The 21,564-nt window shown below is 36.5% G+C and carries 27 protein-coding genes, 1 tRNA gene and 1 other annotated feature; of the genes, 25 read left to right on the top strand and 3 right to left on the bottom strand.

The genetic code is table 11. From position 1 onward, the window contains the following. Positions 1-275 precede the first annotated feature (275 nt). Positions 276-452, bottom strand: a complete 177-nt coding sequence (locus IV81_RS09190; protein WP_083484657.1) for a DUF3042 family protein — start codon at positions 450-452, stop codon at positions 276-278. Positions 453-532: 80 nt separating this feature from the next. On the opposite strand from IV81_RS09190, the gene IV81_RS00870 reads away from it, so the two are divergent. The 8 genes from IV81_RS00870 to IV81_RS00835 all read left to right on the top strand — a co-directional run bounded on the left by IV81_RS00870 (position 533) and on the right by IV81_RS00835 (position 7,851). Further along, positions 533-1,267, top strand: a complete 735-nt coding sequence (locus tag IV81_RS00870) for a glycerophosphodiester phosphodiesterase (RefSeq protein ID WP_057801342.1) — start codon at positions 533-535, stop codon at positions 1,265-1,267. 1 nt (position 1,268) lies between these two features. Next, positions 1,269-2,198 (top strand): tRNA (adenosine(37)-N6)-dimethylallyltransferase MiaA, encoded by a 930-nt coding sequence (miaA, locus tag IV81_RS00865; protein WP_057801340.1) that lies wholly within the window; start codon positions 1,269-1,271, stop codon positions 2,196-2,198. Continuing rightward, positions 2,182-3,438 (top strand): methionine gamma-lyase family protein, encoded by a 1,257-nt coding sequence (locus tag IV81_RS00860; protein WP_057801338.1) that lies wholly within the window; start codon positions 2,182-2,184, stop codon positions 3,436-3,438. Before miaA ends, IV81_RS00860 begins: the two co-directional genes overlap by 17 nt. An 80-nt stretch (positions 3,439-3,518) precedes the next feature. Beyond that, complete coding sequence (locus IV81_RS00855; protein WP_057801336.1) at positions 3,519-3,884, top strand: MerR family transcriptional regulator; 366 nt, start codon at positions 3,519-3,521, stop codon at positions 3,882-3,884. 35 nt (positions 3,885-3,919) lie between these two features. Beyond that, complete coding sequence (gene glnA / locus IV81_RS00850) at positions 3,920-5,260, top strand: type I glutamate--ammonia ligase (RefSeq protein ID WP_057801334.1); 1,341 nt, start codon at positions 3,920-3,922, stop codon at positions 5,258-5,260. A 266-nt stretch (positions 5,261-5,526) separates the two neighbouring features. Then, positions 5,527-6,402, top strand: a complete 876-nt coding sequence (locus IV81_RS00845) for a hypothetical protein (RefSeq protein ID WP_057801332.1) — start codon at positions 5,527-5,529, stop codon at positions 6,400-6,402. Next, a complete protein-coding gene (locus tag IV81_RS00840) occupies positions 6,395-7,300 on the top strand; it encodes a hypothetical protein (RefSeq protein WP_057801330.1) in 906 nt (301 codons plus the stop codon). The genes IV81_RS00845 and IV81_RS00840 overlap by 8 nt, the downstream gene beginning before the upstream one ends. A gap of 11 nt (positions 7,301-7,311) precedes the next feature. Further along, positions 7,312-7,851 (top strand): dUTPase, encoded by a 540-nt coding sequence (locus tag IV81_RS00835; protein WP_057801328.1) that lies wholly within the window; start codon positions 7,312-7,314, stop codon positions 7,849-7,851. A gap of 137 nt (positions 7,852-7,988) precedes the next feature. Here the strand turns inward: IV81_RS00835 and IV81_RS00830 are convergent, their stop codons facing one another. Further along, complete coding sequence (locus IV81_RS00830) at positions 7,989-9,251, bottom strand: hypothetical protein (protein ID WP_057801326.1); 1,263 nt, start codon at positions 9,249-9,251, stop codon at positions 7,989-7,991. 369 nt (positions 9,252-9,620) lie between these two features. On the opposite strand from IV81_RS00830, the gene IV81_RS00825 reads away from it, so the two are divergent. The 3 genes from IV81_RS00825 (at position 9,621) to IV81_RS00815 (ending at position 11,806) form a co-directional block, all read left to right on the top strand. Then, positions 9,621-10,841 carry an MFS transporter gene (locus IV81_RS00825; protein ID WP_236696795.1) on the top strand — a complete coding sequence of 407 codons (1,221 nt, stop codon included), beginning with the start codon at positions 9,621-9,623 and terminating at the stop codon, positions 10,839-10,841. Between the two features lie 179 nt (positions 10,842-11,020). Next, positions 11,021-11,446, top strand: a complete 426-nt coding sequence (locus IV81_RS00820; protein ID WP_057801324.1) for a pyridoxamine 5'-phosphate oxidase family protein — start codon at positions 11,021-11,023, stop codon at positions 11,444-11,446. A 286-nt stretch (positions 11,447-11,732) separates the two neighbouring features. Beyond that, a tRNA-Arg gene (locus tag IV81_RS00815) sits at positions 11,733-11,806 on the top strand. A gap of 450 nt (positions 11,807-12,256) precedes the next feature. Here the strand turns inward: IV81_RS00815 and IV81_RS00810 are convergent. After that, positions 12,257-12,484, bottom strand: a complete 228-nt coding sequence (locus IV81_RS00810; RefSeq protein ID WP_057801322.1) for a hypothetical protein — start codon at positions 12,482-12,484, stop codon at positions 12,257-12,259. Between the two features lie 240 nt (positions 12,485-12,724). On the opposite strand from IV81_RS00810, the gene IV81_RS00805 reads away from it, so the two are divergent. From IV81_RS00805 to IV81_RS00740, 14 genes are all read left to right on the top strand, one after another. Continuing rightward, on the top strand, positions 12,725-13,237 hold the full coding sequence (locus IV81_RS00805; protein ID WP_057801320.1) for a hypothetical protein: 513 nt from the start codon (positions 12,725-12,727) through the stop codon (positions 13,235-13,237). A gap of 310 nt (positions 13,238-13,547) precedes the next feature. Beyond that, the gene (locus IV81_RS00800) at positions 13,548-14,177 is read left to right on the top strand and encodes a TetR/AcrR family transcriptional regulator (RefSeq protein WP_057801318.1); all 630 of its coding nucleotides are present in this window, start codon (positions 13,548-13,550) and stop codon (positions 14,175-14,177) included. Between the two features lie 49 nt (positions 14,178-14,226). Then, positions 14,227-14,294 (top strand) — a sequence feature (ribosomal protein L21 leader region). 13 nt (positions 14,295-14,307) lie between these two features. Then, the gene (gene rplU, locus IV81_RS00795) at positions 14,308-14,616 is read left to right on the top strand and encodes a 50S ribosomal protein L21 (RefSeq protein ID WP_057801316.1); all 309 of its coding nucleotides are present in this window, start codon (positions 14,308-14,310) and stop codon (positions 14,614-14,616) included. A 21-nt stretch (positions 14,617-14,637) separates the two neighbouring features. Then, the gene (locus IV81_RS00790) at positions 14,638-14,964 is read left to right on the top strand and encodes a ribosomal-processing cysteine protease Prp (RefSeq protein WP_057801314.1); all 327 of its coding nucleotides are present in this window, start codon (positions 14,638-14,640) and stop codon (positions 14,962-14,964) included. A 24-nt stretch (positions 14,965-14,988) separates the two neighbouring features. Further along, positions 14,989-15,276: a 50S ribosomal protein L27 gene (rpmA, locus tag IV81_RS00785; protein WP_002831450.1), complete on the top strand. Its 288-nt coding sequence runs from the start codon at positions 14,989-14,991 to the stop codon at positions 15,274-15,276. Between the two features lie 120 nt (positions 15,277-15,396). Next, positions 15,397-15,960 carry an elongation factor P gene (gene efp, locus IV81_RS00780; RefSeq protein WP_057801310.1) on the top strand — a complete coding sequence of 188 codons (564 nt, stop codon included), beginning with the start codon at positions 15,397-15,399 and terminating at the stop codon, positions 15,958-15,960. Positions 15,961-15,977: 17 nt separating this feature from the next. Continuing rightward, entirely contained in the window at positions 15,978-16,409 is a 432-nt protein-coding gene (locus tag IV81_RS00775) for an Asp23/Gls24 family envelope stress response protein (protein ID WP_057801309.1), read from the top strand. Further along, on the top strand, positions 16,406-16,810 hold the full coding sequence (gene nusB / locus IV81_RS00770; RefSeq protein WP_057801307.1) for a transcription antitermination factor NusB: 405 nt from the start codon (positions 16,406-16,408) through the stop codon (positions 16,808-16,810). Before IV81_RS00775 ends, nusB begins: the two co-directional genes overlap by 4 nt. Positions 16,811-16,946: 136 nt before the next feature. Further along, on the top strand, positions 16,947-17,798 hold the full coding sequence (gene folD / locus IV81_RS00765; protein ID WP_057801304.1) for a bifunctional methylenetetrahydrofolate dehydrogenase/methenyltetrahydrofolate cyclohydrolase FolD: 852 nt from the start codon (positions 16,947-16,949) through the stop codon (positions 17,796-17,798). Between the two features lie 2 nt (positions 17,799-17,800). Then, entirely contained in the window at positions 17,801-19,147 is a 1,347-nt protein-coding gene (gene xseA / locus IV81_RS00760) for an exodeoxyribonuclease VII large subunit (protein ID WP_057801303.1), read from the top strand. Further along, positions 19,147-19,383, top strand: a complete 237-nt coding sequence (locus IV81_RS00755; RefSeq protein WP_057801302.1) for an exodeoxyribonuclease VII small subunit — start codon at positions 19,147-19,149, stop codon at positions 19,381-19,383. The genes xseA and IV81_RS00755 overlap by 1 nt, the downstream gene beginning before the upstream one ends. Then, positions 19,376-20,266, top strand: coding sequence for a polyprenyl synthetase family protein (locus IV81_RS00750; RefSeq protein ID WP_057801301.1), 891 nt, complete (start codon positions 19,376-19,378; stop codon positions 20,264-20,266). The genes IV81_RS00755 and IV81_RS00750 overlap by 8 nt, the downstream gene beginning before the upstream one ends. A gap of 11 nt (positions 20,267-20,277) precedes the next feature. Beyond that, the gene (locus IV81_RS00745) at positions 20,278-21,096 is read left to right on the top strand and encodes a TlyA family RNA methyltransferase (protein WP_057801300.1); all 819 of its coding nucleotides are present in this window, start codon (positions 20,278-20,280) and stop codon (positions 21,094-21,096) included. An 8-nt stretch (positions 21,097-21,104) separates the two neighbouring features. Further along, positions 21,105-21,563 (top strand): arginine repressor, encoded by a 459-nt coding sequence (locus tag IV81_RS00740; RefSeq protein ID WP_057801299.1) that lies wholly within the window; start codon positions 21,105-21,107, stop codon positions 21,561-21,563. The last annotated feature ends 1 nt before the right edge of the window (position 21,564 follow it).

Below are 21,564 nucleotides of genomic sequence, written 5' to 3'. Positions count from 1 at the left end.
TTTAACTTCTGGGGTACAGGTCATTAACCCAATCTTTTTTATGTAGTTAATGAATTCAGACGAAAGAAATTGATTTTGAAGTGTTGGACTCTGACCAAGAGGTGTATTATTAATTAGATAGAAATTAGATGCTAAGCGAAAATAAAAAACTAGAACAAATGGATATTTCTAAAATAATTCCAAGGTCCCAGTTTTTTATTTAGATTATTAAACCTAACAGGTGCAAAGTGTTTTAAAGTTGAATACAATCGCACCATACCAATAAGTTGATTGTTTTAACCGTTTTGTGCAGCATGCTGTTTGCGGTGTGCACGTCGACGATTTTCTTCAGCCCGATTTTCTTGCTCTTCAACCGGTTCAACAACAACTTTATGGAAAGTATATAAGGCACCAGTAATTGCGCCAAGCGTTGAAATTACTCCAAATAGAAAACCTTTAAAAAATTTACCCATCTACATCAGCTCCTTACTTTGATTACCTTAATTATGCGCTGAATTAGTGGAAAATACCAGAAATTACGTAGGAGAATAACATGATAACTCAAATTATTGCTCACAGGGGGAGTAAAGGTACTCGGCCCGAGAATACACTTGCCGCTTTTAATCAGGCGATTGACGATGGAGCCGATGGAATTGAAACCGACGTCCATTTATCTAGCGATGGAGAGCTGATTATTATTCATGATGAAACCGTCAATCGAACTACTAACGGTGAAGGAAGGGTATTTGATAAAACTTTAATCGAATTAAAGCAATTGGATGCAGGCGCATACTTTAGTGAAAAATATATAAATGAACGCATTCCAACTTTGGAAGAAGTTGTCGATTTACTCGATCAAAGAAAATACAGAGGGATTTTCAATTTGGAATTGAAAACTGATAAAATTAAATACCCGGGTATTGAATATAAAGTTTATGATTTTTTTAAAAACCGACCGATTAGGTTCCATCTGGTATATTCAAGCTTTAATCCTAAAACGGTCAGTACGATGCATAAACTGCAGCCCGACGTGGAAGTTGCTAGTTTATTTAAAATCAACACTAAAGCTGCTCGTAAATTTATTCGCCATAAAATTATTCAGGAATGGCATCCAAGTATTACGTGGGTTCGTAGTCATCGCTTTTTTTTACCACATGTAGCGCTACGACCGTGGACGGTTAATAGTGCTGAAGATATTCGGTACTGTTGTAAAAAACGCTTTAAGGGAATTATTACGGATTATCCAGCACGAGCACTAAAAATTAGAAAAGAGATTCAAGGAGAATAGAATGAATAAAGTTTTGGCGATTGTCGGTCCCACTGCCGTCGGTAAAACTCAGCTTTCAATTGAGATTGCCAAAAGATTTAATGCAGAAATTATCTCAGGGGATTCGATGCAAGTCTATCGAGGACTTGATATTGGGACGGCTAAGATTATGCCGGAAGAGATGGACGGAGTACGACATCATCTTATTGATATAAGGAATGTCCAAGATTCGTTTACGGTTCAGGATTTTAAATCAAGCGCTGAGAAGCTCATTATTGAAATAACAAATCGGAATAAAGTTCCTTTAATTGTGGGGGGGACAGGATTTTATCTTCAGGCGCTTTTGGAGGATTTAGAGTTAGGCGGAAACACTGAAAATCGGGAGCAAGTTCTAGCAATTCGAAAAACTTTGGATGAAAAAACTGATGAAGAATTATTTCAGATGCTGCGAAAAGTTGATCAAAAGTCAGCAAATCGAATTGATCAACATAATCGTCGCAGAATGATTCGGGCAATTGAAGTTTACGAGTTAAATGGCATCAAATTTTCAGAGCAAAATTCCAGAAAACCTCCGTATGATAGTTTGATAATTGGTTTGAACACCAATCGACTGAACCTGTATGCTCGGATAAATCAAAGGGTTGATTTGATGTTGCAAAATGGTCTTCTCCGGGAAGCCCAGTGGCTATTTGACCAAGATGAGGTGCCCCAAGCCACGAAAGGAATTGGCTATCGTGAATGGGAATCCTATTTCAAAGGCGAACGTAGTCTGGAACAAGTTGTCGAATTAATTAAAAAAGATTCCCGACACTATGCTAAAAGACAGTTGACCTGGTTTAGAAATAAAATGGATGTTCAGTGGTTTGATATTTTGCAAAATGAGTCTGATCAATTAAAAATAAATCAAAAAATTGAAAGTTGGTTAAATCAAAAAAATGAATTGGAAAGATAATTTTAAACCCGAAGTACAAACGTTAGTAAAAAATGTTGAACGGCAAATCCAAGCACGGTTAATGGAAATTGACGATCAAGTTACGTTCAATCAACAAAAAGTTTTGGACGCTTTTCAAAAGGAAAAAGTAGCTGAAGAGAACTTAAATGGTACCACGGGATATGGTTATAACGATATGGGACGTGAGACCTTGGAAAGGGTTTATGCTGACGTCTTTAAAACAGAAGATGCGCTGGTTCGTCCACAGTTTGTTTCCGGAACACATACAATTAGTACTTCGTTTTTTGGTATGCTACGTCCGGGCGATGAATTGTTATATCTAACCGGAATGCCCTACGATACAATTCAAGAAGTCATTGGAATTACGGGTAAATCTGGAATGGGTTCGTTACGTGATTTTGATATCGATTTTGACTATGTGGCTTTGTTACCAAGCGGCGAGGTTGATTTTGAAGAAGCTAGGCGTAAATTAACTCAGAAGGTTAAAGTAGTTGCAATTCAACGTTCCCGCGGTTATTCAGCCCGTGCCAGTTTTACAGTTGCTGAAATTCAAAAAATGGTGAAATTTATCCGTGAAGTTTTACCAGATGTGACGATCTTTGTTGACAATTGTTATGGAGAATTTTCAGAAATGATTGAACCAACCGAAATTGGCGTGGACGTCATGGTTGGTTCATTAATTAAAAACGCCGGTGGTGGGATTGCTCAAACTGGGGGATATGTTGTCGGCCGAAGTGATTTGATTTTAAAAATTGCTAATCGTTTAACCAATGTTGGAGCGGGAAAAGAAGAAGGAGCAACGTTGGAAAATATGCGTCGAATGTACCAAGGATTTTTCATGGCTCCAGAAGTCACTGGTGCGGCGATTAAGGGAGCGATTTTTGAGAGTGCGATTCTTGAAAAGTGCAATCTAGAAGTCAGTCCCAAGTGGGATGATCCACGAACTGATTTAATTCAAACAATTAATTTCGGCGAGCCAGATTCAATGATTAAATTTGCTAAACAAATCCAAAAAAATTCACCCGTGGACTCATACGTCGATCCAGAGCCTTCTGAAATGGCTGGGTACGAGGACAAAGTAATTATGGCTGCCGGAACGTTTGTACAAGGCGCAAGTATTGAGTTTTCAGCAGATGGTCCGATAAGGGCACCATATACTTTATATTTGCAAGGTGGTCTAACATATTCGCACGTAAAAATAGCAATTACGAAGGCAGTTGAAACGACCTTTTTTAGCTGATGTAATAAAATGTGACATCAGTGCTTGACGGAAGCCTAAACGATTGTTAGAATGAATTCAATGTTAAAGGAGTTATTGGAATGAGTGAAAAAGAATTGCGTCGCTCAATGGCCGTTTTACCAATTGGTACAGTTATGAAACTGACATCTCTAACGGCTCGACAAATTCGTTATTATGAAAAAAACGAGCTGGTCTTTCCAAATCGTAGTGAAGGGAATCGACGTTTATTTTCTTTGAATGATATTGATCGTTTGCTTGAAATTAAAGACTTTTTGGCTGATGGGTTAAACATCGCTGATATAAAACGTGTGTTTAAAGAACGTGAACAGAAGTTACAAAATGACCTTTCAGATACGCAGATGCGAAGGCTTTTAAGGGATGAACTGTTACAGACTGGTCGATTGTCCGACGATCCGGGACCGGTTTTTCCAATTAAACGAGTTTAGTATAAAAAAATAAAGTGGGGCGTTTAAGTACAATTATGGCAAAGAAAAATTATTCGCAAGCAGATATTCGTCAGATGGCAAAAGATGAAAATGTTCGTTTTCTTAGATTAATGTTTACAGATCTTTTTGGTGTGATTAAAAATGTTGAAGTTCCAATTAGTCAATTAGACAAGCTTTTAGGAAATAAGTTAATGTTTGATGGTTCTTCAATTGACGGTTTTGTTCGAATTGAAGAAAGCGATATGTACTTATACCCAGATTTATCGACTTGGATGGTATTCCCATGGGGAAGCGAACACGGGAAGGTTGCCCGCATTATCTGTGAGGTTTACTCAAATGACCGCAAACCGTTCGTCGGTGACCCACGTAACAACTTGATTCGTACATTAGAAGATATGAAAAATGAAGGTTTTACAGACTTTAATATTGGACCGGAACCTGAATTTTTCTTATTAAAATTGGATGAACAAGGAAAGCCAACTACAAATTTAAATGACAACGGTAGTTACTTTGACTTGGCACCCGTTGATTTAGGCGAAAATTGTCGTCGTGATATTGTTCTTGAACTTGAAAATATGGGCTTTGATGTTGAGGCTTCGCATCATGAAGTTGCACCAGGACAACATGAAATTGATTTTAAATATGCAGATGCGTTAACGGCGGCTGATAATATTCAGACCTTTAAGTTAGTCGTAAAGACGGTTGCTCGTAAATATAACTTACATGCGACCTTCATGCCAAAACCAATGGATGGAATTAATGGTTCTGGAATGCATTTGAATATGTCGTTGTTCAATAAGGATGGTAATGCCTTTTATGATGAAGATGGTGAATTACAACTTTCACAGAAAGCGTATTGGTTCTTAGGTGGTTTGCTGAAGCATGCTCGAAGCTACACGGCCGTATGTAATCCGATTGTTAACTCTTATAAGCGGCTCGTTCCAGGATATGAGGCACCGGTTTATGTTGCTTGGTCAGGTTCAAACCGTTCGCCGTTAATCCGAGTTCCATCTAGTAAAGGACTATCGACACGTTTTGAAGTGCGAAGTGTCGACCCAGCCGCCAATCCATATTTAGCAATTGCTGCTGTTCTAGAAGCCGGATTGGATGGGATTAGAAATAAGATTGAACCTGAAGATTCAGTTGATCGAAATATCTATCGCATGAACATTGAAGAACGACATGAAGAACATATTACGGATCTTCCATCAACGTTGCACAATGCTTTAAAAGAATTTGAAAAAGACGATGTGATGCGTAAGGCGCTAGGAAGCCATATTTTCCAAAGCTTTTTAGAAGCTAAGAAACTAGAATGGGCTTCGTACCGTCAGGAAGTTACACAATGGGAACGTGATCAATATCTTGAAATGTTTTAAAAGCTGAAAGCGATGCTTACTTCAGCACCACGTAAAGTATTTTTTTAAAACGCATATGTTTATGATAAGGGTTTTTGAAGTCATAGTAGAGTGAATTTTTGCTATGGCTTTTTTGTATGCATTTTAAATTATTGATCATAACTGAGACCTGAAAATGATAATTAGATTTTCTTTTTTGAATTTTATTTAAATTTGTTAACTAATTCCTTTATTTATTTGACATTTTTTTGTAACATTAGAACAGAACTACAGAATGGAGCGATATCATGGCAGACGAACGTATGAATCACGAAGAATCCAGTCGAGATATTTTAATTTCTCAACTGAAGAACAAGGATCAATACATAAATGAATTAGCAGAAGCTATTGATCAACATAATGACCTACGAATTTATCAATTGTTGGGTCCATTGCGTTATAGAGATGAGATCAACGATGCTTTTAATCTGGAGTTTGGGGAGTATCCTTTTGAACTCGTGAAGGATCAACGACAAGATCTAGCGCATTTCTTAAGTGATAACTTGATTGACTATTTGATTAAACAGTTTCCGTTTTTCTATTACAGAGAGGTTGAAAAGGGTCGGTTTACCGTCTTCTTTGGAAATTGGTGGGATCGACGTGAAGTTGGCACGCTTGATGCGTTAAATGTGGAATATCAGTTAGATGAAGAAAAACTTGAAAAACTTGAAAAAGCATTAAACGTTGATGAACCAGATAAAACTTTGAATTCAGAGCAAATTACCAGTCTTTCTGCAGAAAATGTAGAACTTCAAAAGGCGGTGTCATCTCAAAAAGACCGCGAAGAAAAACAAAAGAACTTAATGGAACAACAGAATAGTCTGGCCGACAAGGGTGGATTATTTGAGTCAAATAAAATTAAAGAAGAACGCCAACAAATTAAAGAAGAACTCGAAAAATTAGCACAAGAAGATGAGCAGGCAGCTAAAGCTCCCGAAAAAATCCGTGAAAATCAGAAGCAGATTTTGGCATTGTCGAAAGAAGATACAACTTTAGGGTTAGAGATGGACGCGTTAAAGAAAAGTTTCACGAGCTTCAAAGAGTTTCGTGAAACAACCGACAATTTATATCGGAATTACATTAGTAGCCTGTTAGATGAAGGGCAGGTAAGGTCTAATGGATAAAAGTGAAAAAAAGGCGCCATTAGTTGATGGACTACTTAAGGTCCAAGCGAATCTTGATGCTGGCCTAAAACGAGGATTGGATTTTGCGGATCTATTTCGAGTGCTGACCACGACGACCGATCGGATGGAGCTTCTGAACGCTGCTAATCGACTTTTTTCATTTGTGGTTGATAGTGATTCGGTGCTCTTCCCCAAAAAATTTGAAGGTAGCGATTATTATTTAATTTTCATGACGCGCTTAATTGAACTAAGCGGTTTGAAAACGAATCTGGGTTTGGAAACCAGTGTAGAAAAGGATCATCAAATCCTTTTACATACGTGGAAAGAGACTGACCAAAAATTTCGGTTTGAAATTCAAAATGGTGCGGTTAACTATGTTGATCAAAATTCTAAACAAACGATCTTTAGTTTAGATTTGAAAACCAAAAAAATGAGTTTTGAAACTGATACAATTAACGATACCTATTTTTTGAATAAGGTTGATAATGACAAAGTTTTGAATGCGGAAGTGGAGTTATTTACTAAATTTGGGCATATTTTAGAGGATACCTATGACTTTGCGGTTGACTTCAATATGTTTGACACGCGAAACAACACGATTTATGAATTTGAACAATTAGGATTAAAAACAGATATCACTGATCAACTTTTTATTGATTCAGCGCAAAATCACTTTACCTTACTAAATAGTGATGGGCAAAAGGGTGGCTTCCTTCAATTAAATAACCAAGTAATTTTCTCAATTTTTCAAGAGGACTCTACTTCGGATCAATGGGCAATCCAAATAACTGATCCGGAAGAAAAATACTCATTGTTTAGTGTTTTCAAGAGATATGATTTCTTGAACGAATGGTATGTTAGAAATATTCAAAGTTTAAAACTGAAAATGAAGTTTTAGATAGGAGATTTATGGACTGGGCAGGAATGTTACAAGCATCGGTTAATTTAGACCGGGACATCAGAATTAAACACAATTTAAATAATAGTTTAGAGGACCGAATTCAGGAGGCATACATCTCCTTGGATGTTGAACTGGCGGAAATAGCCAATGCCGCAGAATGGTTTAAAGTTTGGAAGACCCATCGTGGAAAGCGGGATGGAGACTTAAGCGTTCGACAAACTGTGTTAAATGAGTTTGTCGATGCAACCGATTTCTTCCTGTTGCTTGCCAACTTAAATCAGTGGAATCACTTAATTGTGATTAGCGATGAAGAACTGGATAAATTCAAAAGTGATTCAAGGAATCTCGATCTGTCCCTGATGTATTTGAATGTTAAAAAAATGCTTTACTCAGCGTATGCATATAATCGTAGTACTGACTATGTTCATGCGTGGCATATGTTTATGAAACTAGGAATTCAAGGTTTGCAGTATAGTCCGGAAGAAATTCAAGATAGCTTCTTCCAAAAAAATCAAGTTAACCATCAGCGTCAAAAAAATAATTACTAAATTTAAAAGCAGTAGTAACCTTCCTTAGCTTTTTGCGAGGAGTTTACTACTGTTTTTGAGTGGTTTAAAAGTCTTAAGCTGGGCCAGCGGTCAGAACGACCATATGGTACATTTTTAATTCTGAAAATGGTTTTATATTACACGCTTAGCTTACTTCCTATAAATTTCGAATAGGTTCCGGTGGACCTGATTAACCAAAGCGCTTTGTCAACGATGGTCCAATCCAGATGCTGTCTGTTACAAGCATCGAGGATTTCTTGTTGAGCCGTTTCTATATATTTTGGGTGTTGGATATTTTTAGGATTAGCCGTATATAAAATACCAGATTGAAATAAAATTTGGGAGTCATGAACATCAACCGGTACGGGAACGCTTTTCATGTCTTTCAATTTATCATTAAATTTTAAAGAATATGCCGCACGAACAATCATTCCGCCAATTTTGGGTCCGTAGCCGCTAAAAGATTTTACGATTTGAAGCAGTTCAAGAGCGTTGGTAGTACTCTTAAAAATATTTAGGGGCTCTCCATCAAATTCACGGACGATTTTTCTTGCGTTTTCAATCCAATTTTTTGAAAAAACGTTGGGGTAGCGGGTGCTAATTTTATCGGCAATATGCTCTTTTGCAAATGAGGTACTTTGCTTTGACATATAGTTGGCATCGAAATACTCGGGATGTGCTTGATAGAGCGTTTTGGCTTTGTCATACATAGACTTTGATTTCAAGCCATGATCATTGGAGGCAATAAAAAATAAAAAGCGGGCATGTTCTAATGAGCCGCGAACGATCGATTTTGGGACCTGGTTTTCGATTAAATTCTTTTGTACTTGTATGAAGAATGGATCGTTTAAAAATTCATCTCTAACCAGTGAAACTAGAGTATTCGCTCTCTTATGATCAATTATCACCAGACCTTTTTCGTATTTTTTTAGAGTAGAATCGACTTGATTGTAAAGATCATCGGAGCTTAGACTGTCCGCTACTACTAAAATTGGCTTATCGAGTTTAGCTTTGTTCTTGTAAAAATTATGTGAGACTTTTAGAAATGCTTTTTTTAAGTCGGAGTTTGTTGAATTTCGCGTTTTTGCAGCATCGTCCTGCGGATAATTTTCAAAGAAGAAAGTTAAGTTAGGCTTGCCGATGTTCCTGATTGCTTCTTTAAAGTACGAATTTATTAATAGAGTAAAATCATTTTTAGCACGCGTATTAATATGAAGCTCATCTATATTTTGATTCCAGATAATTATTTTATTGGAAGAAAGCTCTTGCGATAGGGTGGCGTCAGAAGCGGAAATAGAATTTTCATAGAAACTGTATATTTTTGGATCCTTTTTTTCTTTTAACGCGTTGATCATTGTCGTTTTGATAGCATTGTTGGTTCCGGTAAAAGCGATTAACATAAGATTTACCCCTAATCTTTTTGTTGATATGTTTTATTATTTTTTTAAGTTCATGGACTGAATTGATAATCGATGAAGTTCCTAACACTCGCTATTTTAGTGTATATTTTAATTCAAATCAAAATTTAATGATGATTGTGTTTGAGAGGATCTAATCGATAAAAATATTTAATGGCGCAGATTGAATTCGGCCGTTCCTAAATTATCTATTTCAATGAAATAATTGGGATAGATGGGGTTGAAGGTATAAAAATTTATTCATTTTAAACATTGTCTTTTAGATGATTTAAGATTAAAATATAATTAAAAAACAATAAGTTTTACACAAAGAATGAAAATACGACATGATGGATAGGATAATTTAAGGGCGTGAGATATATTAAAAATATCGTTAGGATTGATAACAAATATTATACATACACTATTTTCACACGACTTCGATTTACCAGAATTATCAATATAATTTTTTTAGTACAATTTTTAAAATTTAATCTTATTCAGTTTGCTACACTGCAATCGATTTTTTTGTTTTCACAATTTATTTTCGAAATTCCAAGTGGAGTTCTTAGCGATATTTTTAAACGAAAAACGATAATTATGATGGGATTGATAGTATTAAGCATCTCGCCCTTAGTGATAGCGGCCACTTCATATTTACAACTAGCCAAGGGCAGTATTTATATGCTTTTAGCGATTTCCTTTTTTATGGAGGGTGTTGGAAACGCATTGTTAAGCGGGGCTGACGATGCACTGTTTTATGAGGGGATTCGTGAAGGTGGTAATGAAAAAGAGTACAGTAAAATTCGGGGGAAAGTACAATTGTTTGGTGCGATTGCAACGGGCGTAGCGACTTTTCTCGGTGGTATATTTTATGAGTTTGAAAGCGGACTTCCTTATTTTTTACAAACGGCAGCGTTACTATTGGCGATGGTAATCATCTTTTTTGTAGAAGATCTTAATAGTGGGTTAGAAGAACGTCAGTCAAAGACAAAAAGGCAAGGAATCTTTGACGTACTATCAGTTTTTAAAGAGATGACACGTTCTCCTAACATTTGCTTTTTATTTTCTTTTATCGCGCTAACGGTTGCTACCGTGGATGCAGTTTTTACATTGCTACCAGATTATGTTTCCAAAATTGGTTTTTCGGCTTCTTTAAACGGCGGAATATTTATGATTTACAGTTTAATCGGGGGTTTAGTTGCGACGCAGTCATACAGATTATCAAGTCTATCGTATAAAAAGATTACCTTTTTAGTTATTTTAGTTCTTTTAGCTGGTACGTTATTTGACGTACAGAACAATAGTTATCAATTTTTAATTGGAATTGGGTTACTTTATATAACCGAAGATATTTTAGATCCAATCGTAATGGGGATGCTAAATCTTTGGGTCAAAGATCAATCTAGAGCGACGTTTATATCGGGTTTATCGTTTGTCATTAGCTTAGTTACAATGATAATCAATCCAATAGTTGGCTACGCAGTTCAAAGTTATGGAACGGTAAATATGCTAATTGCTGTTTCGTTTGGAATGATAATTCTATTTTTAGCGGCGGACGTTTTCATTTTAGAATCTAAAAAAATTGTGTGAGACGGATAATTCAACCGTGTGGTTTAATTTTCAAAATTGCCCAAAAGATGGATGCTTTAATCTAATTTCAAAAATCGAAGACTTAATATTCACACTTTTACGATAATTGAAGTAAAATGAAGTTGTTGTTAGAATCCACGCTATGTTTCTTAAATACTTATGGATAGAAGGCAGAAAAAATGAACAACACTTTAGATATTTTAACAAAATTAAAAGAAACTATGACACCAGCCGCAATGGCTTCCGTTGATGCTGATGGAAAACCACATGTTCGTCACATCAACATTGGAATGGTTTCAGAACATGGTATTTACTTCGTAACTAGTCCTAAGACCGACTTTTATAAGCAATTAATGGATCATCCTTACGTTTCAATTGAAGGCCTCTCTAGTGAAAATGTCTATGAAATTGTCAGAGTTGAAGGCCAGGTTGAAGAACTGGGTCAGGATCAAATTGAGGATGTAGTTAAAGATAATAAGTTTATTACCACTGTATATCAAAATCCTAAAGATCGTGAAAATGCTCGAGTATTTAGATTATTTGAAGGCTCCGGACTCTATCACAATTTTGGTACTAAAGAAAAAGTTTCATTCGAAATTAAATAAAATCGTTTTATACGAAATCAATACTTAGTGTGAATTTAACAACTCCGTTTATAAAGACCCCTACATAACCAGACGGTGGATATAACTCTTACATTTTAGACGCCATTTAATAACATGTGGGTCTTTTTATTTGCACTTTTTTCGTTCAACAACTCTGTCAATCAATAATTTAAGAATTATAAGAAGTGATCCATTACCATAACTGCTTAATAACAATAAACTCCTCGGTTTAAAACGCAAAAATCCATTGACATAAGCGTCGTAATTAAATATACTATTCAAGTACGGTTCGGTAGCTCAGCTGGATAGAGCATCCGCCTTCTAAGCGGACGGTCGAGAGTTCGAATCTCTCCCGAATCATTCAAAAATACTTAAAGAACTGATAATAAAGGTTTTTGTGCTTAACGGTGCAGATCGGACATAGAAAATCATCCAATTCGCTAAGAATTGGATGATTTTTTATCAAATAGTATGATAGAGATATTTAAGTTTCAAACTATGAGTTCGAGACTTTTTATTTTAGGCAAAGTCTAAACGAATTTTAGTAATTAAATTCGACATGTTTCGATATCCGTAATCAGTACGTTTAGTCTTTTTATTTTTCTAACAGTACCTTTGAGAGGCCATTATAACTGGTTGAATTGAATAAACTGTAATTAAGGAGTAGTCATTAATCATCGTAAACTGACGATTAAAAAGCATTTCCACTAGTTTATGAAAATCCGGTCCAGCGCATGAGAAATAATAAAAGTCATGACGAAAAAATCATCATGACTTTTAAAATGGATCAAATTCTTAGCGTAGCTTAGTCTAATTATCATTCGGCTCAAATACGTCCCAGTAGTTATCGGGTGGAGTATCTCGTGAGCTAAGTTTCCAATGTGAAGGACCCTTGTGCGTTGGTTCGGGGTTTTCCTTTAGACATTCAAAACGACGATGCTGTTCATCTTCAATAATAAAAATTCGATGAAATTCGTCTTCTTTGCTAATGACAGTTGCGTTTTCATGCTTAAAACCATAGATATCTGTATAGGTCAAATTTCCACTTCCCTTTAAGAAATATTTTAGAAGTGAACGCTAGTCTTCTAATTGCATTATTTCACAACCTTGACTTTTAGTAAAATATTTTGCATTAAAAAATGTTGATATCAGTCCGGCACTTCAACATAATTGTGATTGAAACTGCTCCTTTCTTTAGTGAATCAAACGCTTTAAATTATTCGCAATATTAGGTATCATTATAGTTAACATAATGAATGAAAGGGGAGGGAAAATTAGATGAAAAAAATAGTTTCAATTGCACTATCGATGATGTTATTGGTGGTCGTTTTAAGCGCATGTGTTCATAACAAGGTATATGGAACTGTCGTGGTTTCTCCCGAAAAATATGAACAGATTTCTTCCGACAAAGTACTGATTAGGGGCACAATTAAAGAATTAAAGAAATTCAATTCAGAAAATCCAGAAACTGAAAAAGCCGTAATCAAGTCTGTAAATGAAATGATTGACAAGGGTTCGAAAAACATGTCGAGCAAGGATTCCAAACAATTCAAACAGCTTTTAGGAAACGATGCCAGCGGCGTTAAGGGAATTGTTAAAAACGCTTATGAGCATCAGCGCGGATTTGATGATGATCTGAGCGGTCGAATTCGGGATAATATGTTGAGCGCAATTCGATTAATGACACGCAGCATTACTAAAAACGAAAATGATCAAACTAAAATATACAAACAAATTTTGAAGGATACCAAAGCTGATCAAAATCTTTATCAGATTGGTGGTAATGAATAAACCAAAAACAACGAATTAATTTTACTTTACTAATTCGTTGTTTTTGTTATTTACATCGGTGTAATTGAACCATTCACGTACGAGTTGATTTTTAAAAATTGCACATAATTTTGTGGAGTTTTGTTTTTTTATTTTTTGCCAAAAAAATGAGACATGAAATGTTGCTATAATCGTTCATTTGTAGGTGTTTATAAGCTATTATGGACAATGAAGAAAGAAAATGTATGTTAAACGTAATTACTTTTAGCATGTATCTATATAACTATAATTTTAGGAAAAGAAATATTCATTTATTTTTGAGGTGTTAGATATGAAAGATGACCCAAGAATTATTAAAACGTTGGGAAAACTACAAAGAGCTTTTGTGTTACTTTTGAAGACATATGACGTTGATGATATTAACGTACGACAAATTAGTGACGAAGCAGGCGTTACTAGGGGGGCGTTTTATTCACACTTCTCAGATAAAAATGCGTTTGTGACCTTTACAATGAATGAATTGGTCGACTCCGTGCTTAAAACGGCATTAAAAGATTCGGTAGATTATGTTGAAGAGCTTAATCATGAAAATGCTCATGAAACAGACGTATTATCCGTTTCAAAATTTTTTAATAATATTGCTGATGAATATCAAACATACACGGTCGTGATGAGTTCAGGTAAGCTACCCGATTTCACCGTGGCTTTGAAACAACGGTTGAGTGTAGCAATGAAAGATTTCGCTGAATACTATGGCGATAAAATTAATTTAGAAGGATTTCCAATTGACGTATTAAGTTCTTACTACGTTGATGGTTTAATCGGGATGGTAAATCTGTGGCTTAGTGATGGCATGGTATACACACCGCACTATATGGCAAGTGCAGCCAAGTTAGTTCTAGGAAATAAAAATCAAATTGACAGTTCAAATATGGTACTGCCAGATTTCTTTGTTGATTAGTATTGACGAATTTTGTAAAGTACAGTATAGTATTAACGTTGGTGTGGTCTCCACGCTACAACCGCACGGAGGGAGTTTTCAAGCATAGCACTTACTTCGGCGAGTCTTAGATTATAAGGAGGTGCACGTTGTGTACGCAATTATTAAAACTGGTGGTAAACAACTTAAAGTTGAAGAAGGTCAATCAGTATACGTTGAAAAGTTAAACGCTGCAGAAGGCGAAAAAGTAACTTTTGATCAAGTTCTTTTTGTAGGTGGCGAATCTACAAAGATTGGTTCCCCTGTTGTTGAAGGTGCTTCAGTTGCTGCAACTGTTGAAAAACAAGGTAAGCAAAAGAAGATTACAACATTCAAGTACAAGGCTAAAAAGAACCAACATACAAAGACTGGTCATCGTCAACCATATACAAAAGTAACGATCGACTCAATCAACGCTTAGTCTGATTGAAGGTGATTAGTGATGATACAAACTTGGATTTTTAAAGATCAAGATCGAATTAGTGGTTTTAAAATCACGGGGCATGCCGACTCTGGTGAGTATGGCAGAGATATTGTCTGTGCTGCAGTGTCAGTTTTGTCAATAAATACGGTTAATAGTATCGAACAAATCACAAAGATAATGCCATTGGTTGATTCGGATGATGATAACGGTGGATTTTTATCAGTTAATGTTCCGGAAAGTGCTGACGCCGATGCTAATCGACAAGCTCAAGTATTGCTTGAAGCTCTAGAATTAGGCTTAACGGACATTAGTAAATCATACAAAGAATATCTTGTAATGAATTAATTTTTATTCGGAGGTGTAATTACCATGGAAATGAATCTACAATTCTTCTCTCATCATAAGGGAGGCGGTTCTACTTCTAACGGCCGTGACTCAGCAGGTCGTCGTCTTGGAACAAAACGTGCTGACGGACAAGCCGCAAAAGCTGGCATGATTTTATATCGTCAACGTGGAACGCATATCTACCCTGGTGTTAATGTTGGTCGTGGAAACGATGATACTCTATTTGCTCTTGCAGATGGAATCGTTCGTTTTGAACGTAAAGGTCGCGACAAGCGTCAAGTTTCTGTATATCCAGTAGCAGATGCTGAATAAGCGATAGAACAACTTCAGGTCGGGACAACTTACATTGTTCCGGCTTTTTTTAATGATTTTCTTGTTAAAAAGGAAATCGATTGATATTATTAGACTTAGAAACAATTGGAGGAATCTATTATGAGTACAATTTCAACATCTGATTTTAAAAATGGTTTGACCATTGAAGTCGATGATAATATTTGGCGAATTGTTGAATTTCAACATGTTAAGCCAGGTAAGGGTAGTGCTTTTGTTCGCTCAAAATTAAAAAACTTACGAACTGGAGCGGTTCAAGAAAAAACTTTCCGCGCCGGTGAAAAAATGGAACAAGCAAACATTGAAACGAGACGGATGCAATATTTGTATAACGATGGTGCTAACTTCATTTTTATGGATAATAACACTTATGAACAAGTTGAAATTCCTGAAGAACGACTTATGGAAGAAAAAAATTATCTAGTTGAAAATATGGACGTTAGCATTTCCTTCTTTGGCACAGAAACCTTGGGCGTTGAAGTTCCTAAAAACGTTGTCTTAAAGGTTTCAGCTACTGAACCTGGAATTAAGGGAAATACGGCTAGCGGTGGCTCAAAGCCCGCAACAATGGAAACAGGATTAGTAGTTCAGGTACCTTTTTTTGTCAACGAAGGCGATGAATTAAACATCAATACGCAAGATGGGACATATATCTCACGCGCATAATTTTTGGAGGCAATGTAATGGCAGATACGAAATACTTGGAATTGAGTAATTCTAGTTCAAAGAGTGGTGGAATTGCGATTGCACCTGACGTAATCGAATCGATTGCTGGAATAACTGTGGACCAAATTGATGGTGTTCACTTGATGAGTAATAATATTTCAAAAAGTTTTAATACGATTTTGGGCCGCGATTCGTCGGGTTCGGGTGCAAAACTAATTGAAGATGATCGCGGACTAGTCATTGAAGTTAGCGTTGTACTTGATTTTGGCGTATCTGTTCCACAAGTTGCAACAAAGATTCAAGATCGTGTTAAGCAGCAATTGTTGTTTATGACCGAAATTGTAATTAATGAAGTTAACGTACAAGTCAACGGAATGATGCCAGACACAACTAAGTCGGACATTGATCCCGATGATATTTTTTCAGAAAATAATGGTGATAACAAGTGAGTTTAAATCGGCATCAAATTCGAGAAAGCGCCTTTAAAATTATTTTTGCAAAAAGTGCAAATCCTGACGCAGATCTTGGAGAACTACAAGATCAGGTATTGGAAGAGTTTCACGAAACTGAAGCACCGGACAAATTTTTGAAGGATCTGGTGGTAGGAGTTAATTCAAATCTTGAAGCTATTAATGAATTAATTGGTAGTGAATTAAAGCAAGGTTGGACTGTGAATCGTTTAGAGAGTCCTGACCGAGTTATCCTACAACTGGGAACTTATGAATTGAAGTATACTGACGTTCCAGACAAAGTTGCAATTAATGAAGCACTTGAACTAGCTAAAAAGTATACTGACGAGAACGCTCGTAAGTTTATAAATGGTGTTTTGTCGAACATTGCTGCAAAATAATTTTTATTAGAATGGGTTATGGATATGAATAGTATCTATAACCTTTTTAATTTTTCATTTTATTTAAAAATAATATGACGGTTCATGTGATATTATTTAATGTGTATTAAAACTTTGGGAGAATGGGGCGTGTATTATGAGTCAAATTATTGATGGTAAATCTTTAGCAGCAGAAATTGATGCGCAAACGATGGTTGAAACGGAACAATTAAAGCAAAATGGGATTACACCACACCTTGTTGTTATTTTGGTTGGAGAAGATGGTGCAAGTCAGATTTACGTTAGAAATAAAGAAAGACGAGCACAAAAGTTAGGAATTAAGTCAACCGTAATAAAAATGGACTCTGATACTACTGAAAAAGAATTACTTGCAAAAATTCATGAATTAAATCAGGATGTTGACGTAAATGCAATTTTGGTTCAAATGCCACTTCCGAAGCAAATTGATGAGTTTAAGGTAATTATGGCAATCGATCCTAAAAAAGATGCAGATGGTTTTCATCCTGTTAACGTGGGACGGTTGTTTGAAAATGAGATCGCGCAAACTCCGGTCGCTTGTACGCCACAAGGAATTATGGAGATGTTTAAAAAATACCAAATCTCACTTGATGGTAAGAATGCCGTGGTTGTCGGCAGAAGTACTATCGTGGGCAAGCCAATGGCCGCATTATTATTAAACGCAAACGCGACGGTAACGGTTGTTCATAGTCATACGAAGGATTTAAAGGAAATCACTAAAAAAGCTGATATTCTGGTAGTTGCGACTGGAATCGCGCATTTTATTAAGGCCGATCAGGTTAAGGATGGAGCGGTTGTAATTGACGTGGGGATGGATCGTGACGAAAATGGAAAATTAACGGGTGATGTTGATTTTGAAAAAGTTCAAGAAAAGGCTTCTTTCATTACACCCGTTCCAAAAGGCGTTGGACCAATGACAATTTCGATGTTAATGAAACAAACTATTGATCTAACTAGGTGGAGCGTTTAGACATGGAAGAGGATAAATACCTAACCGTCACTGCTTTAACCAACTATATAAAACGAAAATTTGATGCTGATCCATATTTACATCGAGTTTACCTAGTTGGCGAAATTTCAAACTTTCGAATGCGGATGAATAGTCATCAGTATTTTAGCCTAAAAGATGAGAATGCTAAAATAAGCGCAATTATGTTTAAATCAGCTTTTTCAAAGGTTAAATTTCAACCGGAAGAGGGAATGAAAGTAATTGTTAGTGGACGAATCGGTTTGTATCCTGGTAACGGCAGCTATCAGATTTATGTAGACAGTATGCAACCTGATGGTGTAGGAGCTTTATATCAAGCATATGAGCAACTAAAGGCAAAATTAGCTCAAGAGGGGCTATTTAGCGCACCAAAGTTAGCAATTCCAAAATATCCGAAAAAAATAGCGATCGTCACTAGTCCATCAGGAGCCGTAATTCGTGATATCATAACGACCGTTAGTCGGCGTTTTCCGATCGTCCAACTGGTTTTATTTCCAGCAGTCGTGCAAGGGAGTGAAGCGGCTCCAAGTATTGCTGCTCAAATAAAAATGATTAACTCACTAGAGGGGTTCGATACAATCATCATCGGGCGCGGAGGTGGATCAATTGAGGATCTATGGCCGTTTAATGAAGAAGTTGTTGCTCGAGCAATCTTTGAAAGCCATCTACCAGTCATCTCATCGGTTGGACACGAAACGGATACAACAATCGCGGATCTAGTGGCGGATATGCGTGCCGCAACACCGACCGCGGCAGCTGAGTTAGCAACGCCAGTTTTGTCGGATATCTTGGAAGAATTACAGAAAAACCGAATTCGAATGGTGGTTGCATTTAAAAATATTTTAAATGTGCGACGTCAAGAAGTAGAACACTTAGAAAAGTCTTACATTTTCCAAGAGCCGCAGCGGCTTTACGAAGGCTATCTTCAAAATGTTGATATTTTGATGGAACGTTTAGTGAACTTGCAAACACAACAGATAACGAACTTAAAAAGTCAGTTTCAAGATATAAATTCGGAATTGACTACAAGCAATCCAATAACCAAAGTTAAATTAGCTGGTCAAGAAGTAGAACATCTTAAGACGTTGACGATAAATAATACAAACAACCTTTTCTATAAATATCGGACTGATTTGAAAAATATGATCGGAACTTTAGACACTCTCAGTCCGCTAAAAATTATGAGTCGTGGCTACACATACGTTACCAAAAACGGTAAAGTCATTAAAACGGTTGATGAAGTAAAGGTCGATGATCCAATTCAGCTGAATTTTAACGATGGTGAAGTGGATGCGGTAGTCAAAAATATACGCAAAAAAGAGGAAGAATAATGGCTGAAGAAAAAACATTTGAAGAAAATTTACAAGAATTACAGAATGTTGTTTCAAATTTAGAGCAAGGTGATATACCTTTAGAAAAAGCCTTAACTGAATTTCAAAAAGGAATCAAACTTAGCTCTGAATTACAAGAAACGTTAAAGAATGCTGAAAAAACTTTGACAAAAGTGATGCAAGATAATGGGCAGGAGACCAATCTTGATTTGGAGTCTAACGATAAAAATGAATGATATTTTTAACCGCTTTGTAAAAGAGAATCGGCAATTAATTGATCAACGGTTGAACGCCCTTTTCGAATCGGATCACGATCTGAATCCTGATTTACGAGAAATGATGGAATATTCAGTTGACGCTGGTGGAAAACGAATCCGTCCTTTGATAATGTTAGCAGTTTTAAAAACGTTAGGATGGAAAATTGGTCAGGAAGAATTAACTGTTGGAGCAGCTTTGGAAGCTGTTCATACATATTCGTTAATTCATGACGATCTGCCCGCAATGGACAATGATGATTTACGCCGAGGACGACCAACTAGCCATAAAAAATTTGGTGAAGCGGAAGCTATATTAGCGGGAGACGGTTTACTAACGATCGCCTTTCAATGGCTCGTTTCAACAAGATTCGAACCAACCATTCAGCGAAATTTAGTTTCTGAATTGGCCTTGGATGCGGGTCCAAGTGGCATGGTAGCCGGACAACTACTCGATATTCAAGGGAATACACGACAATATACGTTGGAAAAACTGCGGCACCTGCATGAACTGAAAACGGGAAAAATGTTATTATTCCCCGCAAAAGCGGCATTGATTATCAGCGACACTGATTCTGACGTTGCCCACTTGATTGTTGATTTTTTCCGTCAATTTGGTCTGGCATTTCAGATCCATGACGATATTATCGATGTAACGAAAAGTTCAGCGGAGCTCGGTAAAACGGCTGGAAAAGATCAAAATTTAAATAAAAATACTTACGTTAATTTACTAGGTTTGACGGATGCAAAAGCAGAATTGCATCAAGTTTTGAAAAATTGTCAGAATGACCTGGATAAGCTGACCAGACTTAACCAAGGCATTGAAGTTGAAATTTTAGAAGGTTTTTTAATGTATTTAAAATAATGGAGAATAAAATGGCAAAAGAACGTGTCGATGTTTTGCTTGTTGAACAAGGTCTTTTTGACACTCGTGAAAAAGCAAAAAGAGCCGTAATGGCAGGAGAAATTTTAGGGGATAATGAGGAACGCCTAGATAAACCCGGCGTAAAGATCGATCCATCAGTTAAATTACATTTAAAAGGGAAGCCCATGCCCTATGTTAGTCGCGGTGGGTTGAAGTTAGAAAAAGCTCTTAAAGTTTTTAAAATTAGCGTCCGTGATCAGGTGGTATTGGATATCGGATCATCAACTGGGGGATTTACCGATGTTATGCTACAAAATGGCGCTAAATTAAGTTATGCTTTGGATGTTGGAACTAATCAACTTGTTTGGAAATTGCGGGAAGATCCGCGTGTTGAAGTAATGGAAAATACGAACTTTAGGTATAGCAAGCTAGAAGATTTTACTAGAGGGCAACCGGAGTTCGCTTCAATTGATGTATCGTTTATCTCACTAAAATTAATTTTACCCACACTAAAAAATATTATTAAAACTGGTGGCTCGGTCGTTAGCCTAATTAAGCCCCAATTTGAGGCTGGACGTGAAAATGTTGGAAAACATGGAATCGTCCGCGATCGAAAGGTTCATGAAGAAGTATTGAAAAATGTCTTGAGTATGGCCAATGAAGAGGGATTTGATGTGGAAGGGTTAGACTATTCACCAATTAAAGGCGGCGAAGGAAATATTGAATTTTTGGCATGGCTAAAACGAGCAGATACCGATCACGGGCAGATGGAAAAAAGTGTTAATATTGATCAAGTTATTAATGATGCATACTCTAATTTAAATTCGTAGGTGAAATAATGCGGAAGAATCAACGGCATGAGCTAATTAGGCAAATAATTAATGATAATGAAGTTGAAAGACAGGATGATATCGTTCGTCTTCTAAAAAAACGAGGCGTGGAAGTGACGCAGGCAACCATTTCTCGTGACATAAAAGAATTGCAACTAATAAAAATTGCTGCAAAAAATGGTGGGGTGCGCTATTCTTTCCCAAAAAGTGATAGCTCTCAGATTGAGCAAAGATTTTTTTCGCTCTTAAACTCTGCTTTAATTTCAATTCGAGTTCAAGATCAGCTTGTATTTATCGACTTACGACCAGGAAATGGTCCAAGTATTTCGGCGACACTTAAACAAGTGCATTATAGCTTTGTTTTTGCAGCTGTTAGTGATGATAGCGGTGTGTTAGTTATTTGCAAAGACAACGAGCACGCGATTGAATTAAAGGAGCGCATTACGCGTTCCATTGCGTATATTTAGG

This window comes from Pediococcus stilesii (genome assembly GCF_001437075.1).
Classification (GTDB): Bacteria; Bacillota; Bacilli; order Lactobacillales; family Lactobacillaceae; genus Pediococcus; species Pediococcus stilesii.
The sequence above is the reverse complement of the archived record's forward strand: the minus strand, read 5'-3'. Positions and strand labels throughout refer to the sequence as shown.